Below are 25,828 nucleotides of genomic sequence, written 5' to 3'. Positions count from 1 at the left end.
TCTTCGTTACAGTTATTCTAGCACCATTACTGATTACTATTACCGGTAATGTCATTTCTGAGTGGATAGTCAGAAAGTGGTTAGATAAGCGCGACAAAAAAATATAACCTGAGTTTAGTTTTAATGTAACTGGACAAAAAGAAATACCAGAGGTGGAGCTCTGGTATTTTTGTTTTTGCCAAGACTTCGTTACAGTTCTTGTAGGATTATTATTACATAATTAGCACTACTTGTCAAATAATTGTTATCTCCACTTTCTATTTTACTTTTCCTGTTTACAGGTCTATAATGGTAACATATTCTATTTGGAGGTTTTTATGTCATTTCTATCAAAAAATGGAGCAGGTATCTTGGCCTGCCTTCTGATTTCACTACTTGCTTGGTATCTGGGCGGATTTTTCCCTGTTATTGGCGCGCCCGTTTTTGCGATTTTCATAGGCATGCTCCTACATCCCTTTCTCTCGTCTTATAAACAACTGGATGCGGGATTGACCTTTAGTTCTAAAAAATTGCTCCAGTATGCCGTTATCTTGCTTGGTTTTGGTCTCAATATCTCGCAAGTCTTCGCAGTCGGACAATCTTCGCTCCCTGTTATCCTGTCCACCATTTCAATAGCCTTGATTGTTGCCTACCTTTTCCAGCGCTTCTTTGCACTGGATACAAAACTGGCTACCTTGATTGGAGTGGGTTCTTCTATCTGTGGTGGCTCTGCCATTGCAGCGACAGCGCCTGTTATTCACGCCAAGGAAAAGGAAGTAGCCCAAGCCATCTCCGTTATCTTTTTCTTCAATGTCTTGGCTGCGCTCATCTTTCCAACTCTCGGCACCTGGCTTCATCTATCCAATGAAGGCTTCGCCCTCTTTGCAGGAACTGCGGTCAATGATACTTCCTCTGTAACGGCTACCGCCAGCGCCTGGGACAGTCTCTACCAGACTAATACCCTCGAATCCGCAACCATTGTCAAACTCACACGTACTCTGGCTATCATCCCCATCACTCTCTTTCTCTCCTACTGGCAAAGCCGCGAGCAAAAAAATAAGCAAGGTTTGCAACTGAAAAAAGTCTTCCCACTTTTTATCCTTTACTTTATCCTTGCATCTCTCCTAACTACCCTACTGACCTCTCTCGGGGTATCCAGTAGTTTCTTTACCCCTCTCAAACAACTCTCCAAATTTCTCATTATCATGGCCATGAGTGCTATCGGTCTCAAAACTAATCTGGTCGCTATGGTCAAATCCAGTGGAAAATCCATTGTTCTCGGAGCCATCTGCTGGATTGCCATCATCCTCACCAGTCTTGGTATGCAGACCCTTATCGGCATTTTCTAATACTCTTCGAAAATCTCTTCAAACTACGTCAACGTCGCCTTGCCGTATATATGTGACTGACTTCGTCAGTTCTATCTGCAACCTCAAAACTGTGTTTTGAGCAACCTGCGCTAGTTTCCTAGTTTGCTCTTTGATTTTTATTGAGTATAACACAAAAGGTAGCCCACCAGCTACCTTTTTCTTATGCTTCCTCAATCAAGCGTGTATGTTCTCTCTTGATGCAACGATTCATCACGATATCATCACATCCACCAGCACGCAAGATCTCTTCTGCTTCTAGACTTTCAAGTCCTAGCTGTGCCCAAAAAATCTTAGCATCAGCCTTAAGAAAATCACGCGCCACATCAGGCAAAAACTCGCTGCGACGGTAAACATTGACAATATCTACAGGAAAAGGAATCTCAGCTAGGCTAGCATAAACCTTTTCACCCAAGATTTCGCCACCTGCCGCCTTGGGATTGACTGGGATAATTTTATAACCCCGAGCCTGCATTTCCTTGGTCACTCGATTGCTAGTTGTTTCCTCACGGTCAGACAAGCCCACCACAGCAAGGGTTTTACTCGTTGCGAGATACTGACGAATCACACCATCACTTGGATTGATAAATTCTTGACTCATAGAAATCCTCCTTTTTCATCAGTATAGCACAATTTGAAAAGGCTTGCATAATTATACTACAAAAAAGGAGGACTAGCCCCCTTTTTATTTAGCCTCGTACCAGGTTACCCCTTCATTTTCATCTGCAATCAGAGGAACACTGAGTTGAATGGCTTCTTCCATGGTTTGTTTGACCAATTTTTTCATCTCGGCCAGTTCCGATTTCGGAACTTCAAGGACGATTTCATCATGCACTTGTAACAACATCTTGGTCTGATAACCACCTGCAACCAAGGCCTTATCCAACTGAATCATAGCAATCTTGAGAATATCTGCCGCCGAACCCTGAATAGGAGAGTTGATGGCAGTCCGCTCCGCAAAACCACGAATATTAAAGTTACGCGAATTGATATCTGGTAACTCACGACGACGCTTGAAGAGAGTCTCTACATAGCCCTTATCACGCGCTTCACGCACCACTTCATCCATGTAGTTTTTAATACCTGGGAAGCGTTCAAAGTAGGTATCAATGTAGGCTTTGGCCTCCTTACGGCTGATGCCCAAATTATTAGACAAACCAAAATCTGAAATCCCGTAAACCACTCCAAAGTTAACCGCCTTGGCATTACGACGGTCATTTGCAGTCACATCCTCGGGACGCTCAATGCCAAAGACACGCATGGCTGTCGAAGTATGAATATCAGCCCCCTCTTGGAAAGCCTTGATCAAGTGCTCATCCTTAGAAATATGCGCCAAAACGCGCAATTCAATCTGTGAATAGTCCGAGCTGAGCAGCACACTATCCTCCCACTCAGGCACAAAAGCCTTACGAATGAGACGACCTTGCTCCAAACGCACAGGAATATTTTGCAAATTTGGATCCACACTAGACAAACGCCCAGTCTGGGTCAAATCCTGCACATAGCGCGTATGAATCTTGCCATCAGCCAAAATCCAGTCCTGCAAGCCAATTACATAAGTCGATTGAATCTTAGCAATCTGACGGTAGTCTAGTATTTTCTTAACAATCGGTGCAATAGGAGCCAGACGCTCTAACACATCCACCGCTGTTGAGTAACCCGTTTTAGTTTTCTTAGTGTATTCTAGGGGAAGACCCAACTTTTCAAAAAGAAGCACGCCCAACTGCTTAGGCGAGTTGATATTAAACTCCTCACCAGCCAGTTCGTAAATCTCCTGAGTCAGTTTTTCAATGATAAGTTCATTTTCAGCCTGCATCTCAAGCAAGGTCTCTTTCTTGACCGTAATCCCAGCAATTTCCATCTTAGCAAGGACAAAGGCTAGAGGTTGCTCCATGTCATAGAGAAGTTCTAATTGCCCATTTTCGCTAAGTTTTTCAAGTAAAACCGGCTCTGTTTCGACCAAAACAGCAAGCTTACGCGCCAAATGTTCCAAGAATTTCTCGCGTTCAGGAATGGCCTTCTTGACACCCTTACCATAGAAAGTCTCATCATCAACCAAGTAAGTCTGGCCATAAAGACTAGCGATGGTCGCAATTTCATTGTCCTCCACAGTCGAAAGGAGGTATTTGGCCAAACGACTGTCAAAAGCAGGCGCCTGCATATTCACATCATAACGATTTAAAAGAACCTTAGCCTTCTTAAAGTCATACACTCTCAGAGGTGTTTTTTCTAGAAAATCCTTGAAAATCGGCTCTTGCAAAAGTTCAAGCTTGTCTGTAGCATAAAGCTTATCCCCACAAGACCAGGCAAAACCAATCAAATCATCCGTATGGTAATTCTCACCAAAAAGCTCAAAATGGAAGATAGACTCTTCATTCAGCATATCTTGACTAACTTGGTCAACGATAGTAAAGTCCAAACTCTCAGCCACATCAGCTGACGACACATTTAAAGCCTGCTTGAGCTGTTTGAAGCCCATCTCATCGTAGAATTTCCCAAGATTTTCCACATCTGGACCACTATAGACCAAATCCTTCAAACCAATCTCAATCGGTGCCTTGGTATCAATGGTCGCCAGTGTTTTAGACAAAAAGGCCTGTTCCTTATCATTGATGAGATTTTCCTTCATCTTAGAAGCCTTCATCCTATTGATATTCTCATAAATCCCCTCGAGTGAGCCATGCTCCAGCAAGAGCTTGATACCCGTCTTTTCACCAATTTTAGTCACCCCAGGAATATTATCCGACTTATCTCCCATGAGCGCCTTGAGATCGATAAACTGAGTCGGTGTAATGCCCATCTTTTCCATGAGATAGTCTGGCGTAAAGGCCTCAAACTCAGCCACACCTTTCTTGGAAATCTCAACCACCGTATGCTCATCCGTCAGCTGAATCAAATCCTTGTCCCCACTGACAATGGTAATATCAAAACCATCCTGCTCTGCTAGTTTATCCAGTGTCCCAATGATGTCATCCGCCTCATACTGAGCCAACTCATAGTGACGAATCCCCATATGATCCAGCAACTCACGAATGAAAGGAAATTGCTCACGAAACTCATCAGGAGTCTTGGCCCGACCACCCTTATAGTCCGCATACATCTCTGTCCGGAAGGTCGTCTTTCCCGCATCAAAAGCCACCAAAATATGACTAGGCTCAACCCGCTCCAACAAATGGCTCAACATCAACTGAAAACCATAAATCGCATTGGTATGCAAGCCAGCCGCATTCTTAAAACGATCCAACTGCTGATAGAGCGCAAAAAACGCCCGAAAAGCAACAGAAGAGCCATCAATCAATAATAATTTTTTCTTATCCATACACCCATTATAAAGGAAAGCACCAAAAAATACCATTGGGAAGAGCCAGACCGAGTATTTTTCATCCTTTTTCCGAATAAATAGATAGAGCCAGAGAATCTAGTAAACCTAGATTTAAAAATGTGCTATAATGAAAGGAGAAGTAATATGACTGTACGTCATCCGGGCATCAGCCCAACCAATGATTTGGTTGCTAAGAAAATCTTTAGCAATCCAGAAATCACTTGTCAATTTATTCGCGATATGCTGGATTTACCAGCAAAAAATGTGACGATTTTGGAGGGAAGTAACATTCACGTCTTGCCTTCCCTGCCGTACTCAGCGCAGGATTTCTATACCAGTATAGATGTTTTGGCAGAGTTAGACAATGGCACGCAGGTTATTATCGAAATCCAAGTACATCATCAGAATTTTTTCATCAATCGCCTGTGGGCTTACCTGTGTAGTCAGGTCAATCAAAACCTAGAAAAAATTCGTCAACGAGAAGGTGATACACATCAAAGTTACAAACACATCGCACCAGTATACGCTATCGCAATTGTGGATAGTAATTACTTCTCAGATGATTTAGCTTTCCATAGCTTTAGTATGCGCGAGGATACGACAGGTGAAGTCTTAACCATCACAAATAACGGTCAAGAAAACCATCTAGTCAAGATGGCGTTCTTGGAATTAAAAAAATACAGAGAAACCAGCAAAGACAAGGTTCGCAAGCCGTGGTTGGAGTTTTTTGGAAATAAACCATTTACCCAACAACCCGAGCGAGCCATCAGCCAGGCAGATCAACTGCTGGACTATAAGAGCTGGTCTAAGGAGGACAGGAAAATGTTTAGTCAACTACGTATGCGTGAAGAACAAGCATTGTTAGCGCAGGACTATGCCTTGGAACAAGCTGAAGAAAAAGGTTTAGAGCGTGGTATTGAACAGGGACTTGAACGTGGGAAACTCTTTGCCTTCCTAGATATGGTTCGCCAAGGTCTCCTGACTTCCGAGGTTGCCAGCCAGCAGTTGGGCATGACAGTCGCTGAGTTTGAGGCCTTATTGTAAGTTTATAGAATAACATAAAAGTGAACAAAACTAAAATTTCGTTTTGTTCACTTTTTTCTTCTTTAAATAGAACTCTCACTATAGTCCATATCGCAAAAAGAGAAGGTCATAATCCTTCTCTTTTATATCTCCAACTAATTAGTTTTTGCGTTTCACAAATGGAAGGGCACCAAGGAGCAATCCAAGGAATCCTAATGATGCAATTGCAACATTATCTTTACCACCAGTGTTAGGAAGTTCTTTCTTATCTTCTGCTTTCACAGCTGGAGCTTGATATGTATTATCTTTATTAGTACCTGCTACAGTTGGTGCAACCGCAGGAGTTGCTGGAGTTTCAGCTGTTGGTACAGATGGAGCATCTGTTCCAGGAGCTGGTGTAGATGGGGTTTCAGGAGCTGGTGTAGATGGTGTAGTTTCATCTGGGGTAGCAGATGGTCTATTAATAATGTAACGATCACCAGGGTAATCTCCACCATTTCTACCTGACTGTTGTTCTATTTGAGGTCCCTTATTATAATTTCCATCTACTCTTCTGTAGTAGTTAGTAATAATACCATTTTCTTCTTCAGATTTCACAAAAGTATAACCTGCAATTGGTTTACCTTTGAAGTTACCTGCTTCGGCCTCCAAAATGTCAGCATTAGAATCAATATCAATATAACGGGTAACTACTAACTGCTCGTTTTCTGCACGTGCAGCTTTATTATTGATTAAAGTATTTAAGGCTTCTTCTAAATCTGATAAACGATCTTTTAATCCATCTTTATAGTAATCTTCAACACCTTCATTTTCTTCGCTGTCTTTGATTTGCTCTTTGACTTTAGCTATTTCGTCTAAGATTTTTTTGATTTCAGGATTGTTTGCACCAAATTCAGGAAGTTCTGGTTGTACAAGTGCATCTCCGTTTGAAGTTTCAGGTTTAGTTGGTTTTGGAGCTTCTCCCTCTGGTTTATTAGGTTCAGTAGGAGGTGTTGTATCATTTACTCCTCCGTTGAATTCAGGATTATTAGGTTGAGTAGGAGCATTATCATCATTTACACCACTATTGAACTCTGGAGTTGCTGGTGTTGTAGGCGCTTCTTCATCGTTTACTCCACCTGTGAATTCAGGTTTTTCTTCAGCTGTAGGAGCGTCAGCAGGATTTACCCCACCATTGAATTCTGGAGCATTAGGAACCGTTGGAACCTCATCCGCTTCCTTAGCAGGCTCAGTAGTTGCTTCATCATCATTTACTCCACCTGCGAAGTCTTTTGGTGCTTCACCTTTAGGAACTTCTTTTAAGTTTTCGATATAACCTAAAGTTGCGTTGTAATCATCAGTTAGTTCATCGATTGCATCTTTGTAAGCTTTCACTACTTCGTTAACTTCGTCGAATTTAGCTTGAGCTTCATCTGCAGCAGTTTTAGCAGAAGCAACAGCAGCTTCTAATCTAGTTACAGCATCTTGTAATCCATCTTGGATAGATTGTTCAGCATTGTTTTTCTTAGCTGTTGCAAGTGCAGTTTTAGCTTTTTCTAAAGTTTCTTTTTGTTTATCTAATGCAGCATTTTTTTCTTCTACAGCTTTAGCTTTTTCAGTAGCATCAGCTTTGTCTTTATCAGCTACTTTAGTTAATTTTTCAATTTTTTCAGCGATATCATCAGCGATGTCTTGAAGTTTTTTAACGATTGGTTTAGAAGCTTCTTTGTTGTAAGCAGCGTCTAATTTTTCTTTATCAGCAGCTGGAAGCTCAGATAGAGCTTTACCTTCTTGTTTTGTAGCACCGATTTCGTCAGCTTGAGGATCTTGATCTTTAGTAGCTTCAACAGTCGCATTTTGATTTTCTAATTCTTTAAGAACATCTCCTGCAGTTAAGTCGCCTTTTTCAACTGCAGCTAAAATATCTTCTTTACCTAATGCTTTTTTAGCTTCTTCTTTATTTGTAATCTTAGCATCAGCATCGATAGCTTTTTCAAGTTGATCTAATGCATCTTTAAGAGCAGTTCTAGTTTCAGCTTCTTCTTTTTTAAGTTCTTCAACTTTAGCTTTAGCTTTGTCGGCTTCTTCTTTTGCTTTAGTCAATTCAGCTTCTGCGTCAGCTTTAGCTTTATCGGCTTCATCTTTTTTAGTTTGAGCAGCTTTTACATCTTCAGCTTCTTTTTCTGCTTTAGCTGTAGCTTCATCTGCTTTTGTTTTAGCTTCGTCTGCTTTTTTCTGCAATTCAGCAACTTTAGCATCGGCTTCTGCTTTAGCTTCAGCAGCTTTTTCAGCTTCTGTTTTTTCTGCTGGTTTAGCTGGTTCTTCTTCTACTGGTTTAGCTGGCTCGTTAGCCTCTTTTTCTTTAGCAGCTTTTACTTCATCAAGAGCTTTGTTGTACTCATCAGTAAGTTTGTTTAGCTCATCAGCAACAGCTTTAGTATCCGAAGCAGCTTGATCAAATGCATTTTGTGCAGCATCACGCTCTTTTTCAATCGCAGTTACAGCTTTTTCTAGTGGTGCTGTGATATCTTTACCAAATCCATTATCTTGAGCAGATTTAAGAGCTTCTTTAGCTTCTTTTAATGTATCTTCTTGTTTTTTAAGAGTTTCAGCTTTTTTATCTTCTTCAGCTTTTAATGCATCAGCATCTTCTTTAAGCGTATCAACTTTTTCACCTAAGTCATCAGCTTTATCTTGAGCTTTTTCTGATGCAGGACGAGCAGCATCGGCTTTTTCAGCTTTGTCAATTCCAGCCTTAATGTTTGCTGGTAATTGATCTTTAGTTTTAGCTTCAGCTTGAGTTGCTTTAGCATTAGCTTGAGATGTTTTATCGTCGTTTTCTAATTCTTTAAGAATATCCCCAGCTTTTAATTCACCAGATTCAACAGCCTTCAACAATTCCTCTTTTGCTTTTTTGTCGAGTAATTCGTTATCATCAGGTAATTGTTTTAAAGCCTCGGTTAATGCTTCTTTAGAATCAGCTTCTTCTTTCTTAGCGTCTTCTTCTTTCTTCGCTTCTTCTTTAGCTTTAGCGTCAGCTGCAGCAGCTTTTGTTTTTGCTGCATCTAATTCTTCGTCAGCTGCAGTTTTAGCTTTTTCAGCTTCAGTTTTTGCAGCTTCAGCTTCAGCAGCTTCTTTTTTCTCTGCTTCAAGTTTTGTATCAGCTTCTTTAGCTGCTGCAGTCGTTGTATCTACTTTAGCTTGAGCTTCAGTAACCTTTCCTTCAGCTTTTTTAGCGTCAGCTTCAGCTTGTTTAATTTCTGGACTTGTAACTTCTGATTTAGAAGTGTCAGTAGCTCCAGTTTCTGCTGGCTGAGTAGCCGCTGGTTGCTCTGTTGTCTCAGAATTTCCAGCAGGGTTAGTTGCGCTATTTGAATTAGTTGCTGATGTATCAGTTGCGCCAGCTGGTTGAGATGAAGCAGTAGCTGTATTATCCTCTGCAGCTTTCACGACTGATGGTTGAGATGCCGCAAATGCCGCTCCCAAAACAGCCACACTAGCCAAGCTAGTTAAAATCATTTTCTTTTTATCCATTTTTGAAACCCCTTTTTTAGAATTATATTTGGGTTTATTATAACTCTTTCTAAAAATATAATCCAGTGATAGGTGATTTTATCTTTACATTTATATACTTATATTGATTTTCAAATATACCTCTTGTAAAAGAAAAAAGAAGGCCTGTTTTATAAGCTTTCTTTTTATTTTCTTTTCATTATTTACATTTTCTATGGTAAATTTTACACTTTTAAACCCACTCACCGTTAGCATTTACGTAATAACCATCAACTGTAGTGCTTACTGCAAGGGCGCCTGAACTATAAGCATAGTACCATTTACCACCTACTTGGAACCAATCAGTTACCATAGCACCTGAGCCTTTAAGGTAATACCATGTACCACCAACTTTAGCCCAGCCAGTTACCATAGCACCTGAACTGTTTAGGTAGTACCAAGTACCACCATCTTGCAACCAGCCAGTTTGCATGGCACCTGATCCATCTAGATAGTACCATACTCCATCAACTTTTTGCCAACCTATCTTCATTACACCAGAAGCATCTAAGTAGTACCATGAGCCATCTTTAACCCAACCTGTCTTCATGTTATCTTCCGCATCATAATAGTACCACTTACCATCAATTTTATTCCATCCTGGCTTACTACTTGCTCGATCTGCTAGTTTATAAGTCACACCATCAATCGTAACGGAACCTGTCTTTCGTCCACCATCTTCAGTTAGAAAATGATAAGCACCATCGCTATCTTTTACGAGACCTGTTTTACGTTCACCATCATTTGTAATATAATACCATTTCTTATTTGCATCTTGAACGAGACCTGTTTTACGGCTACCGTCTGCTAATAAAAAGTACCATTTTTTATCAATCTGCTGTAGGCCAGTTTGTTGAATCCCCTCTTTAACGTAGTAAATCTTCTCACCTTTTGCAATGATAGTAGTTGGTTTAGAACCATCATCAGAAATATAGTAATCTTTACCACCTTCATTGACCCAACCAGCTTTCATCACACCATCTTCATCAAAGTAATAGCGTTTATCTTTGAGTTCGAGGATTCCTGTTTTCATGACTCCCTTGTCATCAAAATAATAGATTTTCCCATCAACTTTTTGCCAACCTGTAGCTAAATTATTATTAATATAAAGTTGAGGTTTCCCATTAACAGTTAACCATTTGTACTCATTTTTTTGATTAGTTGATGAGTTAGTATCAGAAGAATCTACATGATCCGTATTATTTCTACCAGTACTATTTGTATTAACATATGTGTTATCGTTTGAAGCTGGAGGTGTTGCACCAGCTTTTAAAGCAAACTCATGAACCCAAACACCTCCATCCGAATAACTTTTTACATAAGTAAATTCTGCAAATTCTCCTGGTTCACCTGAGTATTTCTCAGCATATTTGAAAGTTAATGGGATATTAGATTTATCTCTATATCTCCACTGTGTACTACGAAAGTTTTCTGGATTAGGATTTTCTGTCGTATTTTGACTAGCATAGACTGTTAGTTCATCTGAAATTGAAGCTAATAAAGTACTAGCTCCAAGTAATGTTACCCCTGCAGCTCCCACTGCTAAAATGTGTTTTACTTTCATCTTTTACCTCTCTATCACTTATTCCGTTTATAATATTATACCCACTCACCATTTGCATTTAGAGTGTAGCCGTTAATCGTTGTACTTACTGCAAGAGCGCCTGAACTATAGGCATAATACCACTTACCACCTGCTTGGAACCAACCAGTCACCATTGCACCAGTGGTATTTAGATAGTACCATTTACCATCTACTTTTGCCCAACCAGCAGCCATTGCACCATCGGAGTAGAGATAGTACCACTTACCACCTTGGTTCAACCAACCTGTCTGCATAGAGCCAGCACTATTGAGATAATACCATTTACCAGAAATAAATTTCCAACCAGTTTGCATACTACCATCTGCCGCTAAATAATACCAGCTACCATCATTTACCCAGCCAGTTTTCTTCATGCCATCTTGATCAAAGAAGTACCACTTCCCAGAGATATATTGCCAACCTGTAAGTTTCTCTTCCACTTTTTCAGTCCCAGTAGCACTATCGTCTTTTACAAACCAATGTTTACGAACCCCTTGGTCAATCTTAGTTTCTACAAAACGATAACCTTTAATTGTACCATGTTCAACTTCTTCAGCTTTTTTGGCAGCAGTAGCAGGAAGAAAAGCTTTTAATTCTCTACTAGTTCCATCTGATTCCATGACCAACCAAGAAGTACCCTTTACTGTATCTTTAAATGGTTTTAAAACATCAGGTTTTACAGAAATTCCGTCAACTTTATCACCCGAAATCGTCACCGTTGGCTTAAAGTAATGTTTTAGAACAGTTCCTTCAATTTTAGACCCATCCCATTTATAACCTGAAATACTTCCAGGAGATGATGTCTCAGGCTTTGATGAATCATAAGTTTGAGCATCTTTTAAAATCTTTTCTTTGCCATCTTCCTGTTTTGTAACCCAAACAACTGTCTTATAAACATTTGTTTCCGAAGCCTTTACTTCAGCTACTCTTGATCCAACAAGGGCAGTTCCTGCTAAGGTTGCACCTAATAAAACTTTCCACATTTTTGATTTCATTGAAAACCTCCTATTATTTTTAACCATTATAATACTTATACAATATTAATGCAAGAAAAAACAGGAGATAACTCTCCTGTTTTAGTTAAATTTCTTATTTAACCCATGCACCGTTGGCATCAACAGTGTACCCACCTACAGTAGTATTCACTGCAAGGGCACCTGAACCGTCAACGTAGTACCATTTACCAGCAACTTCAAACCATTGGCTAGCTTTCATAGCACCTGAGTTTTCAAGGTAGTACCATTTACCGCCATCTTGCAACCAACCAGTTTGCATTTGACCTGAACCGTTTAGGTAGTACCAAGTGTTACCATCTTTAACCCACCATTTTTGCATTACGCCTTCAGCGTTAAAGAAGTACCATTTACCGTCAACTTGTTTCCAACCTTTAACAGCTGCAGCATTTTCGAAGTATTTCCAACCTTCAGCTGTTTGAGCCCAACCGTATTGAGAAGCTGTAGTTGCGTTACCAATTTGTGCTGCACGATCATCAAGTTTGTATGGCAATACAATGCGACCATTTGTGTACAATGAACCAGATACAGAAGTACCAGCTTCAACAGTAAATTCACCAACAAGTTCTACTGCTTCTTTAAAGTCAGTAGCTGTTTTAGCAACACGGTATTGAATCACTTCACCAGCTTTGAATAATGTTGGAAGTTCTGCATCACCTGATTGGTCAGTTTTAGCAGTAAAGTATTCTGGTTTTTGTTCACCCTTAGCTGGTTTCAAGAAGAAGTCAACTTCTACGTTAGGAACTGGACGTCCACCACCATCAACAACAGTTACACGAACATGACGGTCGAAACCATGCGCTGCATCACGGTCGTAACGGATATATTGAGATCCAATTGCGAATCCATAACCAAAACGGTTGTTTGGATTATCTTTTTGTCCAGTTACATTAACTTTTGAACTTCCATCTGGGTTATAACCACCAAATGAATCTGCTGAAGTAGCTGAAACAGATTGTACAGCACCAAATGCTGCAAGAGCGACTGCGCTTGTCAATAAAACTTTTTTCATCGTTTTATCTCCTTTGTTTTTCATTATATATTTTTTCGTAAGACTATCTTACTACCATACAGTATATAAATATTTGCAGGATTTGTCAAGGGTTTTCTTCGAGTTTTTAAAGTTTTTTCCTATTTTTAGAAAAAAAGGTGAAAAAACAACTTTGTGAGAGTGAATATGCTTAAAATATCCTATATTCAAGTGAAAATCTCACAAATTTACCATCCTTTAGTCAAATCATTCATATCTAATCCACATAGACAGTCGGACAGAACTCACTTCTGTAGTATTATCCTATAACCCCTTCCAAATGTCAAGCAAAAATGGCAAGTTTTTTGATAAGAACTTGCCATTTCATCAACTTTCTACTATCTAAAATATGACCTTATAGCAAGGCCTCAAACTCAGCGACGGTCATGCCTAATTGCTCGCTAGCAACCTCGGAAGTCAGAAGACCTTGGCGAACGAGATTTACTAGACCTACTTTTAATCCCTCTTCGATACCCTCTGCTAGTCCTCGCTCCAATCCCCGTTCAATCCCCTCAGCACGGCCACGTTCTAAACCTTGTTCAATACCTTGTTCAATACCTTGTTCAATGCCTTCCGCTCTAGCTGTTTCCAAGGCATAATCCTGAGCCAATAACGCTTGTTCTTCACGCATACGTAGTTGACTAAACATTTTTCTGTCCTCCTCGGACCAACTCTTATAGTCCAGCAGTTGGTCTGCCTGGCTGATAGCTCGCTCGGGTTGTTGGGTAAAGGGTTTGTTCCCGAAAAACTCCAACCAGGGTTTGCGAACCCTGTCTTTCCTGGTTTCTCTGTATTTTTAGGTCTTATTTATGATGGTCTTTCAATAGTGCCTCAAACTCAGCGACCGTCATGCCCAACTGCTGGCTGGCAACCTCAGGTGTCAGAAGACCTTGGCGAACCATATCTAAGAAGGCAAAGAATTTCCCACGCTCTAAACCTTGTTCAATACCTTGTTCCAGTCCCTCTGCCCTAGCAGTTTCCAAGGCATAGTCCTGTGCTAACAAGGCTTGTTCCTCACGCATACGTAGTTGACTAAACATCTTCCTGTCCTCCTCAGACCAGCTCTTATAGTCCAGCAGTTGGTCTGCCTGGCTAATGGCTCGCTCGGGTTGTTGGGTAAAGGGTTTGTTCCCGAAAAACTCCAACCACGGTTTGCGAACCTTATCTTTGCTGGTTTCTCTGTATTTTTTAATTCCAAGAATGCCATCTTGACTAGATGGTTTTTCTGTCCATTGTTTGTGATGGTTAAAACCTCACCTGTCGTATCCTCGCGCATGCTAAAGCTATGAAAAGCCAAATCATCTTGGAAATAATTGCTGTCCACAATTGCGATTGCGTATACTGGTGCGATGTGTTTGTAACTTTGATGTGTATCACCTTCACGTTGGCGAATTTTTTCTAGGTTTTGATTAACCTGACTGCACAGGTAAGCCCATAAACGATTAATGAAAAAATTCTGATGATGCACCTGAATTTCAATGATTACTTGCGTGCCATTGTCCAACTCCGCCAAAACATCTATACTGGTATAGAAATCCTGCGCCGAGTAAGGTATGGAAGGCAAGACGTGAATATTGCTTCCCTCCAAAATGGTCACATTTTTTGCTGGTAAATCCAGCATATCGCGAATAAATTGACAAGTGATTTCTGGATTGCTAAAGATTTTCTTAGCTACCAAGTCATTAGTCGGGCTGATGCCCGGATGTCTGAGAATCATCCTTTTCCTCCTTTTATTATACCACAGTTTTAAATCTAAATTTGCTAGATTCTCTGGCTCTATCTATTTATTCGGAAAAGAGATGAAAAAAACCTGAGAATCATCTCAGGCTTGTTCATTAAATCTTTTTCTCAATACTGAAAAGTGGAGAAAGTGGGCGTTTTTCATGGATACGTACGATAGCATCCCCTAGGAGATGAGCGATTGAAATTTGCTCAATCTTATCAATCAAACGCTCTTCTGGAAGATAGATGGTATCCAAAACAACCAATTTCTTAATAGCTGACTTTTGGATATTGTCCATAGCAGGACCAGAAAGAACTGGGTGCGTACAGCTTGCATAGACTTCAACAGCACCAGCTTCTGCAAGAGCATCTGCCGCATGACAAATCGTTCCAGCAGTATCAATCATATCATCAATCAAGATACAAGTCTTGCCTTCGACCTTACCGATGATGTTCATGACTTCACTGGTATTCATCTTATCAACGCTACGACGTTTGTCAATAATAGCAATAGATGTTTTCAAAAATTCTGCCAACTTACGGGCACGAGTCACACCTCCATGGTCTGGGCTGACAACCACATAGTCAGAACCAACCATACCACGACGCTCAAAATAATCCGCAATCAGAGGAGCTCCCATCAAATGATCCACAGGAATATCAAAGAATCCTTGAATCTGCGCAGCATGCAAGTCGATGGTCAATAAACGATCCACTCCAGCTACTTCAAGCATATTTGCAACAAGTTTTGAAGTGATTGGCTCACGCGCTCTCGCCTTTCTATCCTGACGTGCATATCCATAGTAAGGCATGACAACATTGACAGATTCTGCACTCGCACGCTTCAAAGCATCTACCATAATCAAAATTTCAAGCAGATTGTCATTTACAGGCGAACTAGTTGATTGTAGGATAAAGACGTGTTTCCCACGGATTGATTCTTCGATGTTGACCTGAATCTCTCCATCTGAAAATTGGCGGACACTTGATTTCCCCAACTCTATCCCAATCTCCTGCGCTACACGTTTTGCCAATTCTTGATTAGAAGAAAGGGCAAACAGCTTTAAATCAGAAAAAGACATGATTTCCTCCGGTATATATGTATCGCTTGTGCTTTTCACAAGATTTTTCCATTTACCATTGTAGCGCTTTTTGCACTATTTTTCAATCAAAAATAAAAGAAGGGCACCATATTTGTACCCTTGCATCATTCTTTTAAAAAATATTCTAGTTCATCAACTCATTGTGCTTCTCAACAAAACGATAAGCCTGATAAAAACCATAGAGAGTAATAGCCGTAACCACTGGAATCGCTAAAGGCAACTCTGTCTCCAATTCAACAAAAGGAGAATTAAACAAGAAATGAGTTCCCAAGGCTAAACCTAGGAAAATAAGCCCCTCTTTCTTGCCAACCTTCTGCCCTTTATAAGCTCTGTAAAGCAAGTAAACACCTACTACAGCCAGACCTGAAAAAGTCCAGTGAGAGGCAATTCCTGAGATGATACGCTCTAAAATTCTCGAAATAGTAAAGTCAAAGCCCTCTGGCAAATCCGTACGAATATAGCCAATATCCTCAATCATTTGAAATCCCAAACCAGAAGCAATTCCAAGTAAAAACAAAGATTTTAATTTTCGTACAGGAATCAAAGCCAAAACAAAGACAAGTGGCAATAATTTAAGCGGTTCTTCTACCAAAGGAGCCACAATAGCACTTTCAAAGGCATTTAAAAATGCACTATCTGGGAAAAGAATACCCAGTAAATCATGGATATAGGTATTAGCAAAGCTAGACAGCCAACCTGAAAGGAACATCCCACCCAATAAAGACAAAATCAAGGCCTTCTTTGGTAATTCCCATTTTTTCCCAATACAGAAAAGGAAATAAAGAGCCGGAATCATGTAAAAGAGAGCTAGAAAGATAGAAACTCCCATTAGTCCATATTCCGCACCTGACATCGAACCATCCGTATAGTAGATAGTCTCATACTGCAAACCAATACATAGCAATAAGATAAAAATAAATAAAATACTGTTTTTCTTCATACACTTTCTTTCTAAATGAAGTATTTATAATTCTACGACTGTCATACTTCCTGTATCCACATCGTAAATGGCACCAGAGATTATCACATCATCTGGTATTAAGGGAGACTCGATAAGGAGTTGCATATCCTCGCGTACACTCTCCTCTATATCTTGGAAAGGCAAAAAGTCCTGATCTGACACATCAACACCTAGTTCCTCTTTTAAATACTCCTGAAAAGAGCCATTTTCAAAAGTCTGAGCACCACAGTCTGTATGGTGCAACACCACAATCTCTCTTGTCCCCATTTGTTGCTGGGAAATAACTAGCGAACGAATCATGTCCTCAGTCACTCGACCTCCTGCATTCCGCAAGATATGAGCATCCCCAAGTGCCAAACCTAGGGCTTGCGCAACGTGCAGACGAGAGTCCATACAGGTCACAATAGCCACTCTTGTTTTGGGTTTAAGTGGCAGATTTAACTGCCCATGTAGGGCAACATAAGCCTGATTGGCTTGCATAAACTGTTCAAAATACGACACGATTCCCTCCTCGAAAATTTGATAGTCAAATATTTCTCCTATCTTATCATTTTTAAGAAGATTTGTCACGGATTATGCAAAGACCTTTTTCAAAACTTCCTGAATCGTTGTCACTCCAATGACCTGAATTTCCTTAGGCGGAGTAATTCCTGTCAAGGAATTCTTAGGTACATAAATCTTAGTAAATCCCAGTTTAGCAGCTTCATTGATGCGTTGTTCGATACGATTCACACGCCGAATCTCTCCTGTCAAGCCCAGTTCTCCCACAAAACATTCCTGAGGATTAGTTGGCTTATCCTTGTAGCTCGAAGCAATGGCAACTGCAACAGCTAAGTCAATGGCAGGTTCATCCAATTTGACACCGCCAGCAGATTTGAGATAGGCATCCTGATTTTGCAAGAGAAGACCTGCCCGTTTTTCCAAAACAGCCATAATCAAGCTAGCACGGTTAAAATCAAGTCCTGTCGTCGTACGCTTGGCATTTCCAAACATGGTCGGTGTTACCAAAGCCTGAACCTCCGCCAAAATCGGACGCGTCCCTTCCATGGTCACAACGATTGATGAACCAGTTGCTCCATCCAAACGCTCTTCTAAGAAAACTTGACTCGGATTGAGAACCTCAACCAAACCGCCCGACTGCATCTCAAAAATCCCAATCTCATTAGTGGATCCAAAACGGTTTTTGACCGCTCTTAAAATACGGAAGGTATGGTGGCGCTCCCCTTCAAAGTAAAGCACCGTATCCACCATATGCTCCAACATACGAGGACCAGCTAGAGTGCCCTCCTTGGTCACATGTCCTACGATAAAGATGGCAATGTTATTTGTTTTGGCCAGCTGCATAAGTTCCGCTGTCACCTCACGCACTTGAGAAACAGACCCCTGCACCCCTGAAATCTCAGGAGACATAATAGTCTGAATGGAGTCGATGATGAGGAAGTCTGGCTGGATGCGCTCCACCTCAGTTCGAACACTCTGCATATTGGTCTCTGCATAAAGATAAAACTCACTATCAATATCACCCAAGCGCTCTGCTCGTAGCTTAATCTGCTGGGCAGACTCCTCCCCACTGACGTAGAGAACAGTCCCAACTTGAGACAGCTGAGTTGAGACTTGTAGGAGAAGGGTTGATTTCCCAATACCAGGATCCCCACCTATGAGGACGAGACTTCCCGGTACCACTCCGCCTCCAAGTACACGGTTGAATTCCTCCATCTCCGTCTTGGTTCGATTGACATTGATGGAAGTCACCTCAGCCAGTTTCATGGGCTTGGTTTTCTCACCTGTCAAGGACACACGCGCATTCTTGACCTCGGCAACCTCAACCTCTTCTACAAAAGAAGACCAAGACCCACAGTTGGGGCAACGCCCCAGATATTTAGGTGAATTATACCCACAATTTTGACATACAAATGTCGCTTTTTTCTTTGCGATGATAAACCTCTTTCTATATCTCTAACTCACACTCAATCACTTGGCAAAAATCAATCTTCTCATTTGGCACAAACTGACGCATGAGCATGTTGTGAGTTACCACTATCACGGTCTGGTAATCTCGATACTTAGCCATGCATTCTAGAAAACGAGACTTCATCTTCGCAGCTGTCTCATATTGAATAGGACTATTAGGAAGTAACTCCCCATTATTTTCTAGAAATATAGCACGAGCTTTTTCAAAATTATCTGTGCCACTTTCATAGACCTGCCATTCATGCAATAATGGTTCCACTCTCAAAGGAAGTCCAGTAACACAAGCCACATAAGAAGCCGTTTCTAAAGCTCTTGTGACTGCAGAAGATACGATTATTTCAGCTGAAGGGAGTAAAGGATTGGTGCTCAGTTTCTGGGCTTGCTGCCGTCCCTTCTCAGACAAGGGGGCCAAATCTATCCCAAATCCCGTATAAGAACGCTCCTCTAACTCACGATAATCTGGCTCCCCGTGACGTACAAAGATAATCTTCATTCTAGTGCCCGGTCGATCCAAATCCACCAGTTCGAACGCCATCAGCCATATCTCCATCTGCAATTAAGAAAGGAGCAAAGACAGCCTGGACCACACGCTCCCCAACTTCAAGAACAACCTCTTGGTCTGTGATATTCTTCATCTGAGCAAAAATATGTCCTTCATTCCCAGGATTTCCATAATAGTCCCCATCAATGACCCCAACTGAATTAATCAAGACCAAGCCCTTCTTACGAGGGTTTGAAGAGCGATCATAGAGGTAGAGAACCTCCGTCGGTTGCATATAAGCCTTAACCCCTGTCGGAATTAATACAATCTCTCCTGGAGCGATAACTGTGCGCACAGCAACCTTTAAGTCGTAACCAGCCGCATGCGCTGTCTCACGCTTGGGCAATAAATTTTCATCTGTAAAACTAGAAACTAATTCAAAACCACGAATTTTCATCATCTTCTCTTTTCTATTATCATTTATTCTAGATTATTCTATCTTATTTATTCGGAAAAAGCACGAAAAAAAGAGCACACAATTCAAATCGCTTAGGGCTGCTGGATTCCTCCCCTGACCCGCTTCACGCAGAACTGTTGCTCCACTATTTATTATATCACATTCCTCTTCATTTTAAAAGAAAAATTATTTTTTCCGTCTATTTCTAAAAAAGTCCTGCATAATAGCTGCGCATTCATCTTCCAAAATTCCCGTTTCAACCTCCACACGATGATTGAGACGCTCATCTGTCAAGATATCGTACAAACTCCCAGCAGCGCCAAATTTCTGGTTTTTAGCCCCATAGACCACGTTTGGAATACGGGCGAGTCCAATCGCCCCACTACACATGACACAAGGCTCAATGGTCACAAAAAGCGTGCAATCCAGCAAGCGCCAACTCTCCTCACTCAGGTTCGCATGCTCTATAGCCATAATCTCCGCATGCATAACCGCTCGTTGCAACTCCTCACGCGCATTATGCCCACGGCCAATGATTTCTCCGTCCTTGACAATCACACAACCAATTGGAATTTCATCATGTTCAAGAGCAATCTCAGCCTCTCTCAAAGCTTCCCTCATAAAGACTTCTTTTTCTTCAACTGTATAATTCATCCGTTTCTCTTTTCTTGCTTATCGATTTTATTATTATATCATGAATCCCAAGACAAAAAAAGCCACCGAATGCGGTGACTCTATAGGGAGATTATTATGAAAAAGAAAAGTTTAGGATATTTGTTACAACAAGTTAGGAGGTCTTCTTGTAACTGTCTATAGTATACCCGACCTATCTTAAACAAATCTTAAAAATCTCTTAGGACCAAACACTTTCTAAAATATTTGTTTGTTCACGACCAGGACCCACTGAGAAAGTAGAAATACGAACACCAACCAATTCACTCACACGACGAACGTAGTTACGCGCATTCTCAGGAAGATCTTCCAAATTACGAACCCCGGTAATATCTTCTGACCAACCTGGTAACTCTTCATAGATAGGCTTGCAACGTTTCAATTGCTCAAGACTAGCTGGATAGTAGTCGATACGTTGACCATCAAGATCATAGGCCACACAGATCTTCACTGTATCTAAACCACTCAAAACATCGATAGAGTTCAATGAAAGATTAGTAATACCAGAAACACGACGACTATGACGCATCACAACTGAGTCAAACCATCCCACACGACGTGGACGACCAGTTGTTGTACCATATTCATGACCGACTTCACGGATACGTTCTCCCACTTCATCAAACAACTCAGTTGGGAAAGGACCGTCTCCAACACGACTCGTATAGGCTTTACATACACCAACAACCTTGTCAATCTTACTTGGACCAACACCAGAACCAATGGTCACACCACCAGCCACAGGGTTTGATGACGTAACAAATGGATAGGTACCTTGGTCGATATCTAGCATAACACCTTGTGCACCTTCAAAAAGCACACGTTTACCGTTATCAAGCGCATCATTCAAAATGACAGATGTATCTGTCACATACTTCTTAATTTGTTGACCATATTCGTAATATTCTTCAAAAATATCATCGAAAGCAATCGCTTTACTGTCATACAATTTTTCAAAAAGACGATTCTTTTCAGCAAGGTTACGTTCTAAACGCTCACGGAAAATATCTTTATCCAAAAGATCTGCGATACGAATCCCAACACGAGCAGCCTTGTCCATATAAGCTGGACCAATCCCCTTGATTGTAGTACCAATCTTATTGTCGCCCTTAGCTTCTTCTTGCAAACGGTCTAACTCGATATGATAAGGCAAAATAACATGCGCGCGATCAGAAATACGCAAGTTATCAGTTGTCACACCCTCCTCATGAAGATAGCTCAACTCTTTTACAAGAGATTTAGGATTTACAACCATTCCGTTACCAATAACAGAGATTTTTTCAGGGAAGAAAATTCCAGATGGAATCAAGTGCAACTTAAATTTCTTACCATCAATCACAATCGTGTGACCTGCATTATCACCACCTTGGTAACGTGCAATCACTTCTGCATTCGCTGAAAGGAAATCTGTAATCTTCCCTTTACCTTCATCACCCCACTGGGTACCTACAACAACAACTGAAGTCATAATCTTGTCTGAGCCCTCAGGCTCTTCCTTTCTCACATACATGGCAGGACTCTCACCTGCAATTATATCTTACAATTTATTATAAGAAAAAATCGCCTTTTTATCAAGAAGAAACAATAGAAAGATTTGCTATTTCCAACTATTAAAAAATGATTTATAAAAAATTCCGGCTATTTATCATTATTTTGCCACAAAAAGTTAAATTTGTTCGGAAATTAACTCATACTGTTTCAACAAGCAACAAAACCCTGTTTCATTATCAATTTTTCAAGATACAAACGATAAGCAACACGATAATGGTAAACGATAAAATCCCTACGACACCCAATGCCATATCTAACTAAATAATAAATCAAAAATTTAAAATGAAAATGTTCCCAGTCCCAACTATTACCAAAGAAAGTAGCATACTCTTCTTCGATACTGTCATAGAAATCAGTCATCTGATCATAAATATTTTGTAGCATAAGCATACACTCCTTTACTTTTTATGATCTTATTCTAACAAAAAATTTTAATTAATCATTAATAATTCCTGAATTGTTAAAATACCAACCTCAAAAAGATAACAAATAGGAAAAGTTGACAGAATAGGAACAAATTTACTACTTAAATTTCAAAAAATAAGATAATGGAAGGGGAAGGATTCGAACCCCTCGAAGGAGCGTATTTACAGTCCGCCACGTTTAGCCTCTTCGCTACCCTCAATTAAAGTACTAAAAAAATCTCCTTGCTCGAAAACGGAGGGCTCTGAAACTTTACTCAGTAAAAATATCTCACACCAAATAACACTAAATAGATTATTAATTACATAAAAAAAGAGGCCTAAACCTCTTTTTCCTTAACTACTCCGCCAGTAGGACTCGAACCTACGACATCATGATTAACAGTCATGCGCTACTACCAACTGAGCTATGGCGGATTAAAGCTAAGCGACTTCCATATCTCACAGGGGGCAACCCCCAACTACTTCCGGCGTTCTAGGGCTTAACTTCTGTGTTCGGCATGGGTACAGGTGTATCTCCTAGGCTATCGTCACTTAACTCTGAGTAATACCTACTCAAAATTGAATATCTATTCAAAGCAAGAAAACCGTTCGCTTTCATATTCTCAGTTACTTTGGATAAGTCCTCGAGCTATTAGTATTAGTCCGCTACATGTGTCGCCACACTTCCACTTCTAACCTATCTACCTGATCATCTCTCAGGGCTCTTACTGATATAAAATCATGGGAAATCTCATCTTGAGGTGGGTTTCACACTTAGATGCTTTCAGCGTTTATCCCTTCCCTACATAGCTACCCAGCGATGCCTTTGGCAAGACAACTGGTACACCAGCGGTAAGTCCACTCTGGTCCTCTCGTACTAGGAGCAGATCCTCTCAAATTTCCTACGCCCGCGACGGATAGGGACCGAACTGTCTCACGACGTTCTGAACCCAGCTCGCGTGCCGCTTTAATGGGCGAACAGCCCAACCCTTGGGACCGACTACAGCCCCAGGATGCGACGAGCCGACATCGAGGTGCCAAACCTCCCCGTCGATGTGAACTCTTGGGGGAGATAAGCCTGTTATCCCCAGGGTAGCTTTTATCCGTTGAGCGATGGCCCTTCCATACGGAACCACCGGATCACTAAGCCCGACTTTCGTCCCTGCTCGAGTTGTAGCTCTCGCAGTCAAGCTCCCTTATACCTTTACACTCTGCGAATGATTTCCAACCATTCTGAGGGAACCTTTGGGCGCCTCCGTTACCTTTTAGGAGGCGACCGCCCCAGTCAAACTGCCCGTCAGACACTGTCTCCGATAGGGATCACCTATCCGGGTTAGAGTGGCCATAACACAAGGGTAGTATCCCAACAACGTCTCCTTCGAAACTGGCGTCCCGATCTCATAGACTCCTACCTATCCTGTACATGTGGTACAGACACTCAATATCAAACTGCAGTAAAGCTCCATGGGGTCTTTCCGTCCTGTCGCGGGTAACCTGCATCTTCACAGGTACTAAAATTTCACCGAGTCTCTCGTTGAGACAGTGCCCAAATCATTACGCCTTTCGTGCGGGTCGGAACTTACCCGACAAGGAATTTCGCTACCTTAGGACCGTTATAGTTACGGCCGCCGTTTACTGGGGCTTCAATTCATACCTTCGCTTACGCTAAGCACTCCTCTTAACCTTCCAGCACCGGGCAGGCGTCACCCCCTATACATCATCTTACGATTTAGCAGAGAGCTGTGTTTTTGATAAACAGTTGCTTGGGCCTATTCACTGCGGCTGACTTAAAGTCAGCACCCCTTCTCCCGAAGTTACGGGGTCATTTTGCCGAGTTCCTTAACGAGAGTTCTCTCGCTCACCTGAGGCTACTCGCCTCGACTACCTGTGTCGGTTTGCGGTACGGGTAGAGTATGTTTAAACGCTAGAAGCTTTTCTTGGCAGTGTGACGTCACTAACTTCGCTACTAAACTTCGCTCCCCATCACAGCTCAATGTTATAGAACTAAGCATTTGACTCAGTTCACACCTCACTGCTTAGACAGACACTTCCAATCGTCTGCTTTAGTTAGCCTACTGCGTCCCTCCATCACTACATACTCTAGTACAGGAATATCAACCTGTTGTCCATCGGATACACCTTTCGGTCTCTCCTTAGGTCCCGACTAACCCAGGGCGGACGAGCCTTCCCCTGGAAACCTTAGTCTTACGGTGGACAGGATTCTCACCTGTCTTTCGCTACTCATACCGGCATTCTCACTTCTATGCGTTCCAGCACTCCTCACGGTACACCTTCATCACACATAGAACGCTCTCCTACCATACCTATAAAGGTATCCACAGCTTCGGTAAATTGTTTTAGCCCCGGTACATTTTCGGCGCAGGGTCACTCGACTAGTGAGCTATTACGCACTCTTTGAATGAATAGCTGCTTCTAAGCTAACATCCTAGTTGTCTGTGCAACCCCACATCCTTTTCCACTTAACAATTATTTTGGGACCTTAGCTGGTGGTCTGGGCTGTTTCCCTTTCGACTACGGATCTTAGCACTCGCAGTCTGACTGCCGACTATAATTCATTGGCATTCGGAGTTTATCTGAGATTGGTAATCCGGGATGGACCCCTCACCCAAACAGTGCTCTACCTCCAAGAATCTCTAATGTCGACGCTAGCCCTAAAGCTATTTCGGAGAGAACCAGCTATCTCCAAGTTCGTTTGGAATTTCTCCGCTACCCACAAGTCATCCAAGCACTTTTCAACGTGCCCTGGTTCGGTCCTCCAGTGCGTCTTACCGCACCTTCAACCTGCTCATGGGTAGGTCACATGGTTTCGGGTCTACGTCATGATACTAATTCGCCCTATTCAGACTCGGTTTCCCTACGGCTCCGTCTCTTCAACTTAACCTCGCATCATAACGTAACTCGCCGGTTCATTCTACAAAAGGCACGCTCTCACCCATTAACGGGCTCGAACTTGTTGTAGGCACACGGTTTCAGGTTCTATTTCACTCCCCTCCCGGGGTGCTTTTCACCTTTCCCTCACGGTACTGGTTCACTATCGGTCACTAGGGAGTATTTAGGGTTGGGAGATGGTCCTCCCAGATTCCGACGGGATTTCACGTGTCCCGCCGTACTCAGGATACTGCTAGGTACAAAGACTATTTTAAATACGAGGCTATTACTCTCTTTGGCTGATCTTCCCAAATCATTCTTCTATAATCTTTGAGTCCACATTGCAGTCCTACAACCCCGAAGAGTAAACTCTTCGGTTTGCCCTCCTGCCGTTTCGCTCGCCGCTACTAAGGCAATCGCTTTTGCTTTCTCTTCCTGCAGCTACTTAGATGTTTCAGTTCACTGCGTCTTCCTCCTCACATCCTTAACAGATGCGGGTAACAGGTAGTACCTGTTGGGTTCCCCCATTCGGAAATCCCTGGATCATCGCTTACTTACAGCTACCCAAGGCATATCGTCGTTTGTCACGTCCTTCTTCGGCTCCTAGTGCCAAGGCATCCACCGTGCGCCCTTATTAACTTAACCTTATTTTTTTGACCTTTCAGTCATAAACTCTTATTAATACTACAGCGTTTTCGGTTTATTTTCTTGTTACTATTTGATATAGATATTCAATTTTCAATGTGCATTACTTGGTGATCTCTCAC

At 41.6% G+C, this 25,828-nt stretch carries 17 protein-coding genes, 1 tRNA gene, 2 rRNA genes, 1 other RNA gene and 2 pseudogenes; 2 read left to right on the top strand and 21 right to left on the bottom strand.

The features are described 5' to 3' along the window. Window positions 1–317 precede the first annotated feature (317 nt). Complete coding sequence (locus QMQ21_RS16195; RefSeq protein WP_261814809.1) at window positions 318–1,328, top strand: YeiH family protein; 1,011 nt, start codon at window positions 318–320, stop codon at window positions 1,326–1,328. Window positions 1,329–1,509: 181 nt separating this feature from the next. Here the strand turns inward: QMQ21_RS16195 and QMQ21_RS16190 are convergent, their stop codons facing one another. Then, window positions 1,510–1,947, bottom strand: a complete 438-nt coding sequence (locus QMQ21_RS16190) for a CoA-binding protein (protein WP_004257688.1) — start codon at window positions 1,945–1,947, stop codon at window positions 1,510–1,512. 84 nt (window positions 1,948–2,031) lie between these two features. Then, complete coding sequence (polA, locus tag QMQ21_RS16185) at window positions 2,032–4,665, bottom strand: DNA polymerase I (RefSeq protein ID WP_261814808.1); 2,634 nt, start codon at window positions 4,663–4,665, stop codon at window positions 2,032–2,034. A gap of 147 nt (window positions 4,666–4,812) precedes the next feature. On the opposite strand from polA, the gene QMQ21_RS16180 reads away from it, so the two are divergent. After that, complete coding sequence (locus QMQ21_RS16180; RefSeq protein WP_261814807.1) at window positions 4,813–5,712, top strand: Rpn family recombination-promoting nuclease/putative transposase; 900 nt, start codon at window positions 4,813–4,815, stop codon at window positions 5,710–5,712. 138 nt (window positions 5,713–5,850) lie between these two features. Here the strand turns inward: QMQ21_RS16180 and QMQ21_RS16175 are convergent, their stop codons facing one another. From QMQ21_RS16175 to QMQ21_RS16085, 19 genes and pseudogenes are all read right to left on the bottom strand, one after another. Beyond that, window positions 5,851–9,204, bottom strand: a complete 3,354-nt coding sequence (locus tag QMQ21_RS16175) for an SIALI-17 repeat-containing surface protein (protein WP_261814806.1) — start codon at window positions 9,202–9,204, stop codon at window positions 5,851–5,853. Window positions 9,205–9,415: 211 nt separating this feature from the next. Next, window positions 9,416–10,786, bottom strand: coding sequence for a nucleoside triphosphate hydrolase (locus tag QMQ21_RS16170; protein WP_284525480.1), 1,371 nt, complete (start codon window positions 10,784–10,786; stop codon window positions 9,416–9,418). Window positions 10,787–10,821: 35 nt separating this feature from the next. After that, window positions 10,822–11,802: a hypothetical protein gene (locus tag QMQ21_RS16165; RefSeq protein ID WP_284525479.1), complete on the bottom strand. Its 981-nt coding sequence runs from the start codon at window positions 11,800–11,802 to the stop codon at window positions 10,822–10,824. Between the two features lie 94 nt (window positions 11,803–11,896). Further along, complete coding sequence (locus QMQ21_RS16160; protein WP_284525478.1) at window positions 11,897–12,832, bottom strand: Ig-like domain-containing protein; 936 nt, start codon at window positions 12,830–12,832, stop codon at window positions 11,897–11,899. A 373-nt stretch (window positions 12,833–13,205) separates the two neighbouring features. Next, window positions 13,206–13,646: pseudogene (locus QMQ21_RS16155) on the bottom strand (Rpn family recombination-promoting nuclease/putative transposase); the annotation flags it as partial. A gap of 7 nt (window positions 13,647–13,653) precedes the next feature. After that, window positions 13,654–14,567: pseudogene (locus QMQ21_RS16150) on the bottom strand (Rpn family recombination-promoting nuclease/putative transposase). Window positions 14,568–14,685: 118 nt separating this feature from the next. Then, window positions 14,686–15,654, bottom strand: coding sequence for a ribose-phosphate diphosphokinase (locus QMQ21_RS16145; protein ID WP_033682853.1), 969 nt, complete (start codon window positions 15,652–15,654; stop codon window positions 14,686–14,688). A gap of 145 nt (window positions 15,655–15,799) precedes the next feature. Continuing rightward, a complete protein-coding gene (locus QMQ21_RS16140; RefSeq protein ID WP_004257654.1) occupies window positions 15,800–16,615 on the bottom strand; it encodes a PrsW family intramembrane metalloprotease in 816 nt (271 codons plus the stop codon). A 24-nt stretch (window positions 16,616–16,639) separates the two neighbouring features. Next, window positions 16,640–17,137 (bottom strand): beta-class carbonic anhydrase, encoded by a 498-nt coding sequence (locus tag QMQ21_RS16135; protein ID WP_004236873.1) that lies wholly within the window; start codon window positions 17,135–17,137, stop codon window positions 16,640–16,642. A gap of 72 nt (window positions 17,138–17,209) precedes the next feature. Next, complete coding sequence (gene radA, locus QMQ21_RS16130) at window positions 17,210–18,571, bottom strand: DNA repair protein RadA (RefSeq protein WP_078228442.1); 1,362 nt, start codon at window positions 18,569–18,571, stop codon at window positions 17,210–17,212. Between the two features lie 13 nt (window positions 18,572–18,584). After that, window positions 18,585–19,142: a histidine phosphatase family protein gene (locus tag QMQ21_RS16125; RefSeq protein ID WP_000863561.1), complete on the bottom strand. Its 558-nt coding sequence runs from the start codon at window positions 19,140–19,142 to the stop codon at window positions 18,585–18,587. After that, the gene (locus QMQ21_RS16120; RefSeq protein ID WP_261035435.1) at window positions 19,102–19,545 is read right to left on the bottom strand and encodes a dUTP diphosphatase; all 444 of its coding nucleotides are present in this window, start codon (window positions 19,543–19,545) and stop codon (window positions 19,102–19,104) included. Before QMQ21_RS16120 ends, QMQ21_RS16125 begins: the two co-directional genes overlap by 41 nt. A gap of 56 nt (window positions 19,546–19,601) precedes the next feature. After that, window positions 19,602–19,699: signal recognition particle sRNA small type (gene ffs / locus QMQ21_RS16115), an RNA gene on the bottom strand. A gap of 32 nt (window positions 19,700–19,731) precedes the next feature. Then, window positions 19,732–20,199, bottom strand: a complete 468-nt coding sequence (gene tadA / locus QMQ21_RS16110; RefSeq protein WP_120770748.1) for a tRNA adenosine(34) deaminase TadA — start codon at window positions 20,197–20,199, stop codon at window positions 19,732–19,734. Window positions 20,200–20,398: 199 nt separating this feature from the next. Continuing rightward, window positions 20,399–21,685 carry an adenylosuccinate synthase gene (locus QMQ21_RS16105; RefSeq protein ID WP_001832534.1) on the bottom strand — a complete coding sequence of 429 codons (1,287 nt, stop codon included), beginning with the start codon at window positions 21,683–21,685 and terminating at the stop codon, window positions 20,399–20,401. Window positions 21,686–21,915: 230 nt separating this feature from the next. Next, entirely contained in the window at window positions 21,916–22,152 is a 237-nt protein-coding gene (gene comW, locus QMQ21_RS16100; RefSeq protein ID WP_049521810.1) for a sigma(X)-activator ComW, read from the bottom strand. Window positions 22,153–22,533: 381 nt separating this feature from the next. Further along, a tRNA-Asn gene (locus QMQ21_RS16095) sits at window positions 22,534–22,607 on the bottom strand. Window positions 22,608–22,612: 5 nt separating this feature from the next. After that, a 5S ribosomal RNA gene (rrf, locus tag QMQ21_RS16090) occupies window positions 22,613–22,728 on the bottom strand. A 76-nt stretch (window positions 22,729–22,804) separates the two neighbouring features. Then, a 23S ribosomal RNA gene (locus QMQ21_RS16085) occupies window positions 22,805–25,706 on the bottom strand. Window positions 25,707–25,828: the final 122 nt, after the last annotated feature.

It is taken from the genome of Streptococcus bouchesdurhonensis, from assembly GCF_948472335.1.
This window is presented reverse-complemented; position numbering and strand designations above follow the sequence as displayed.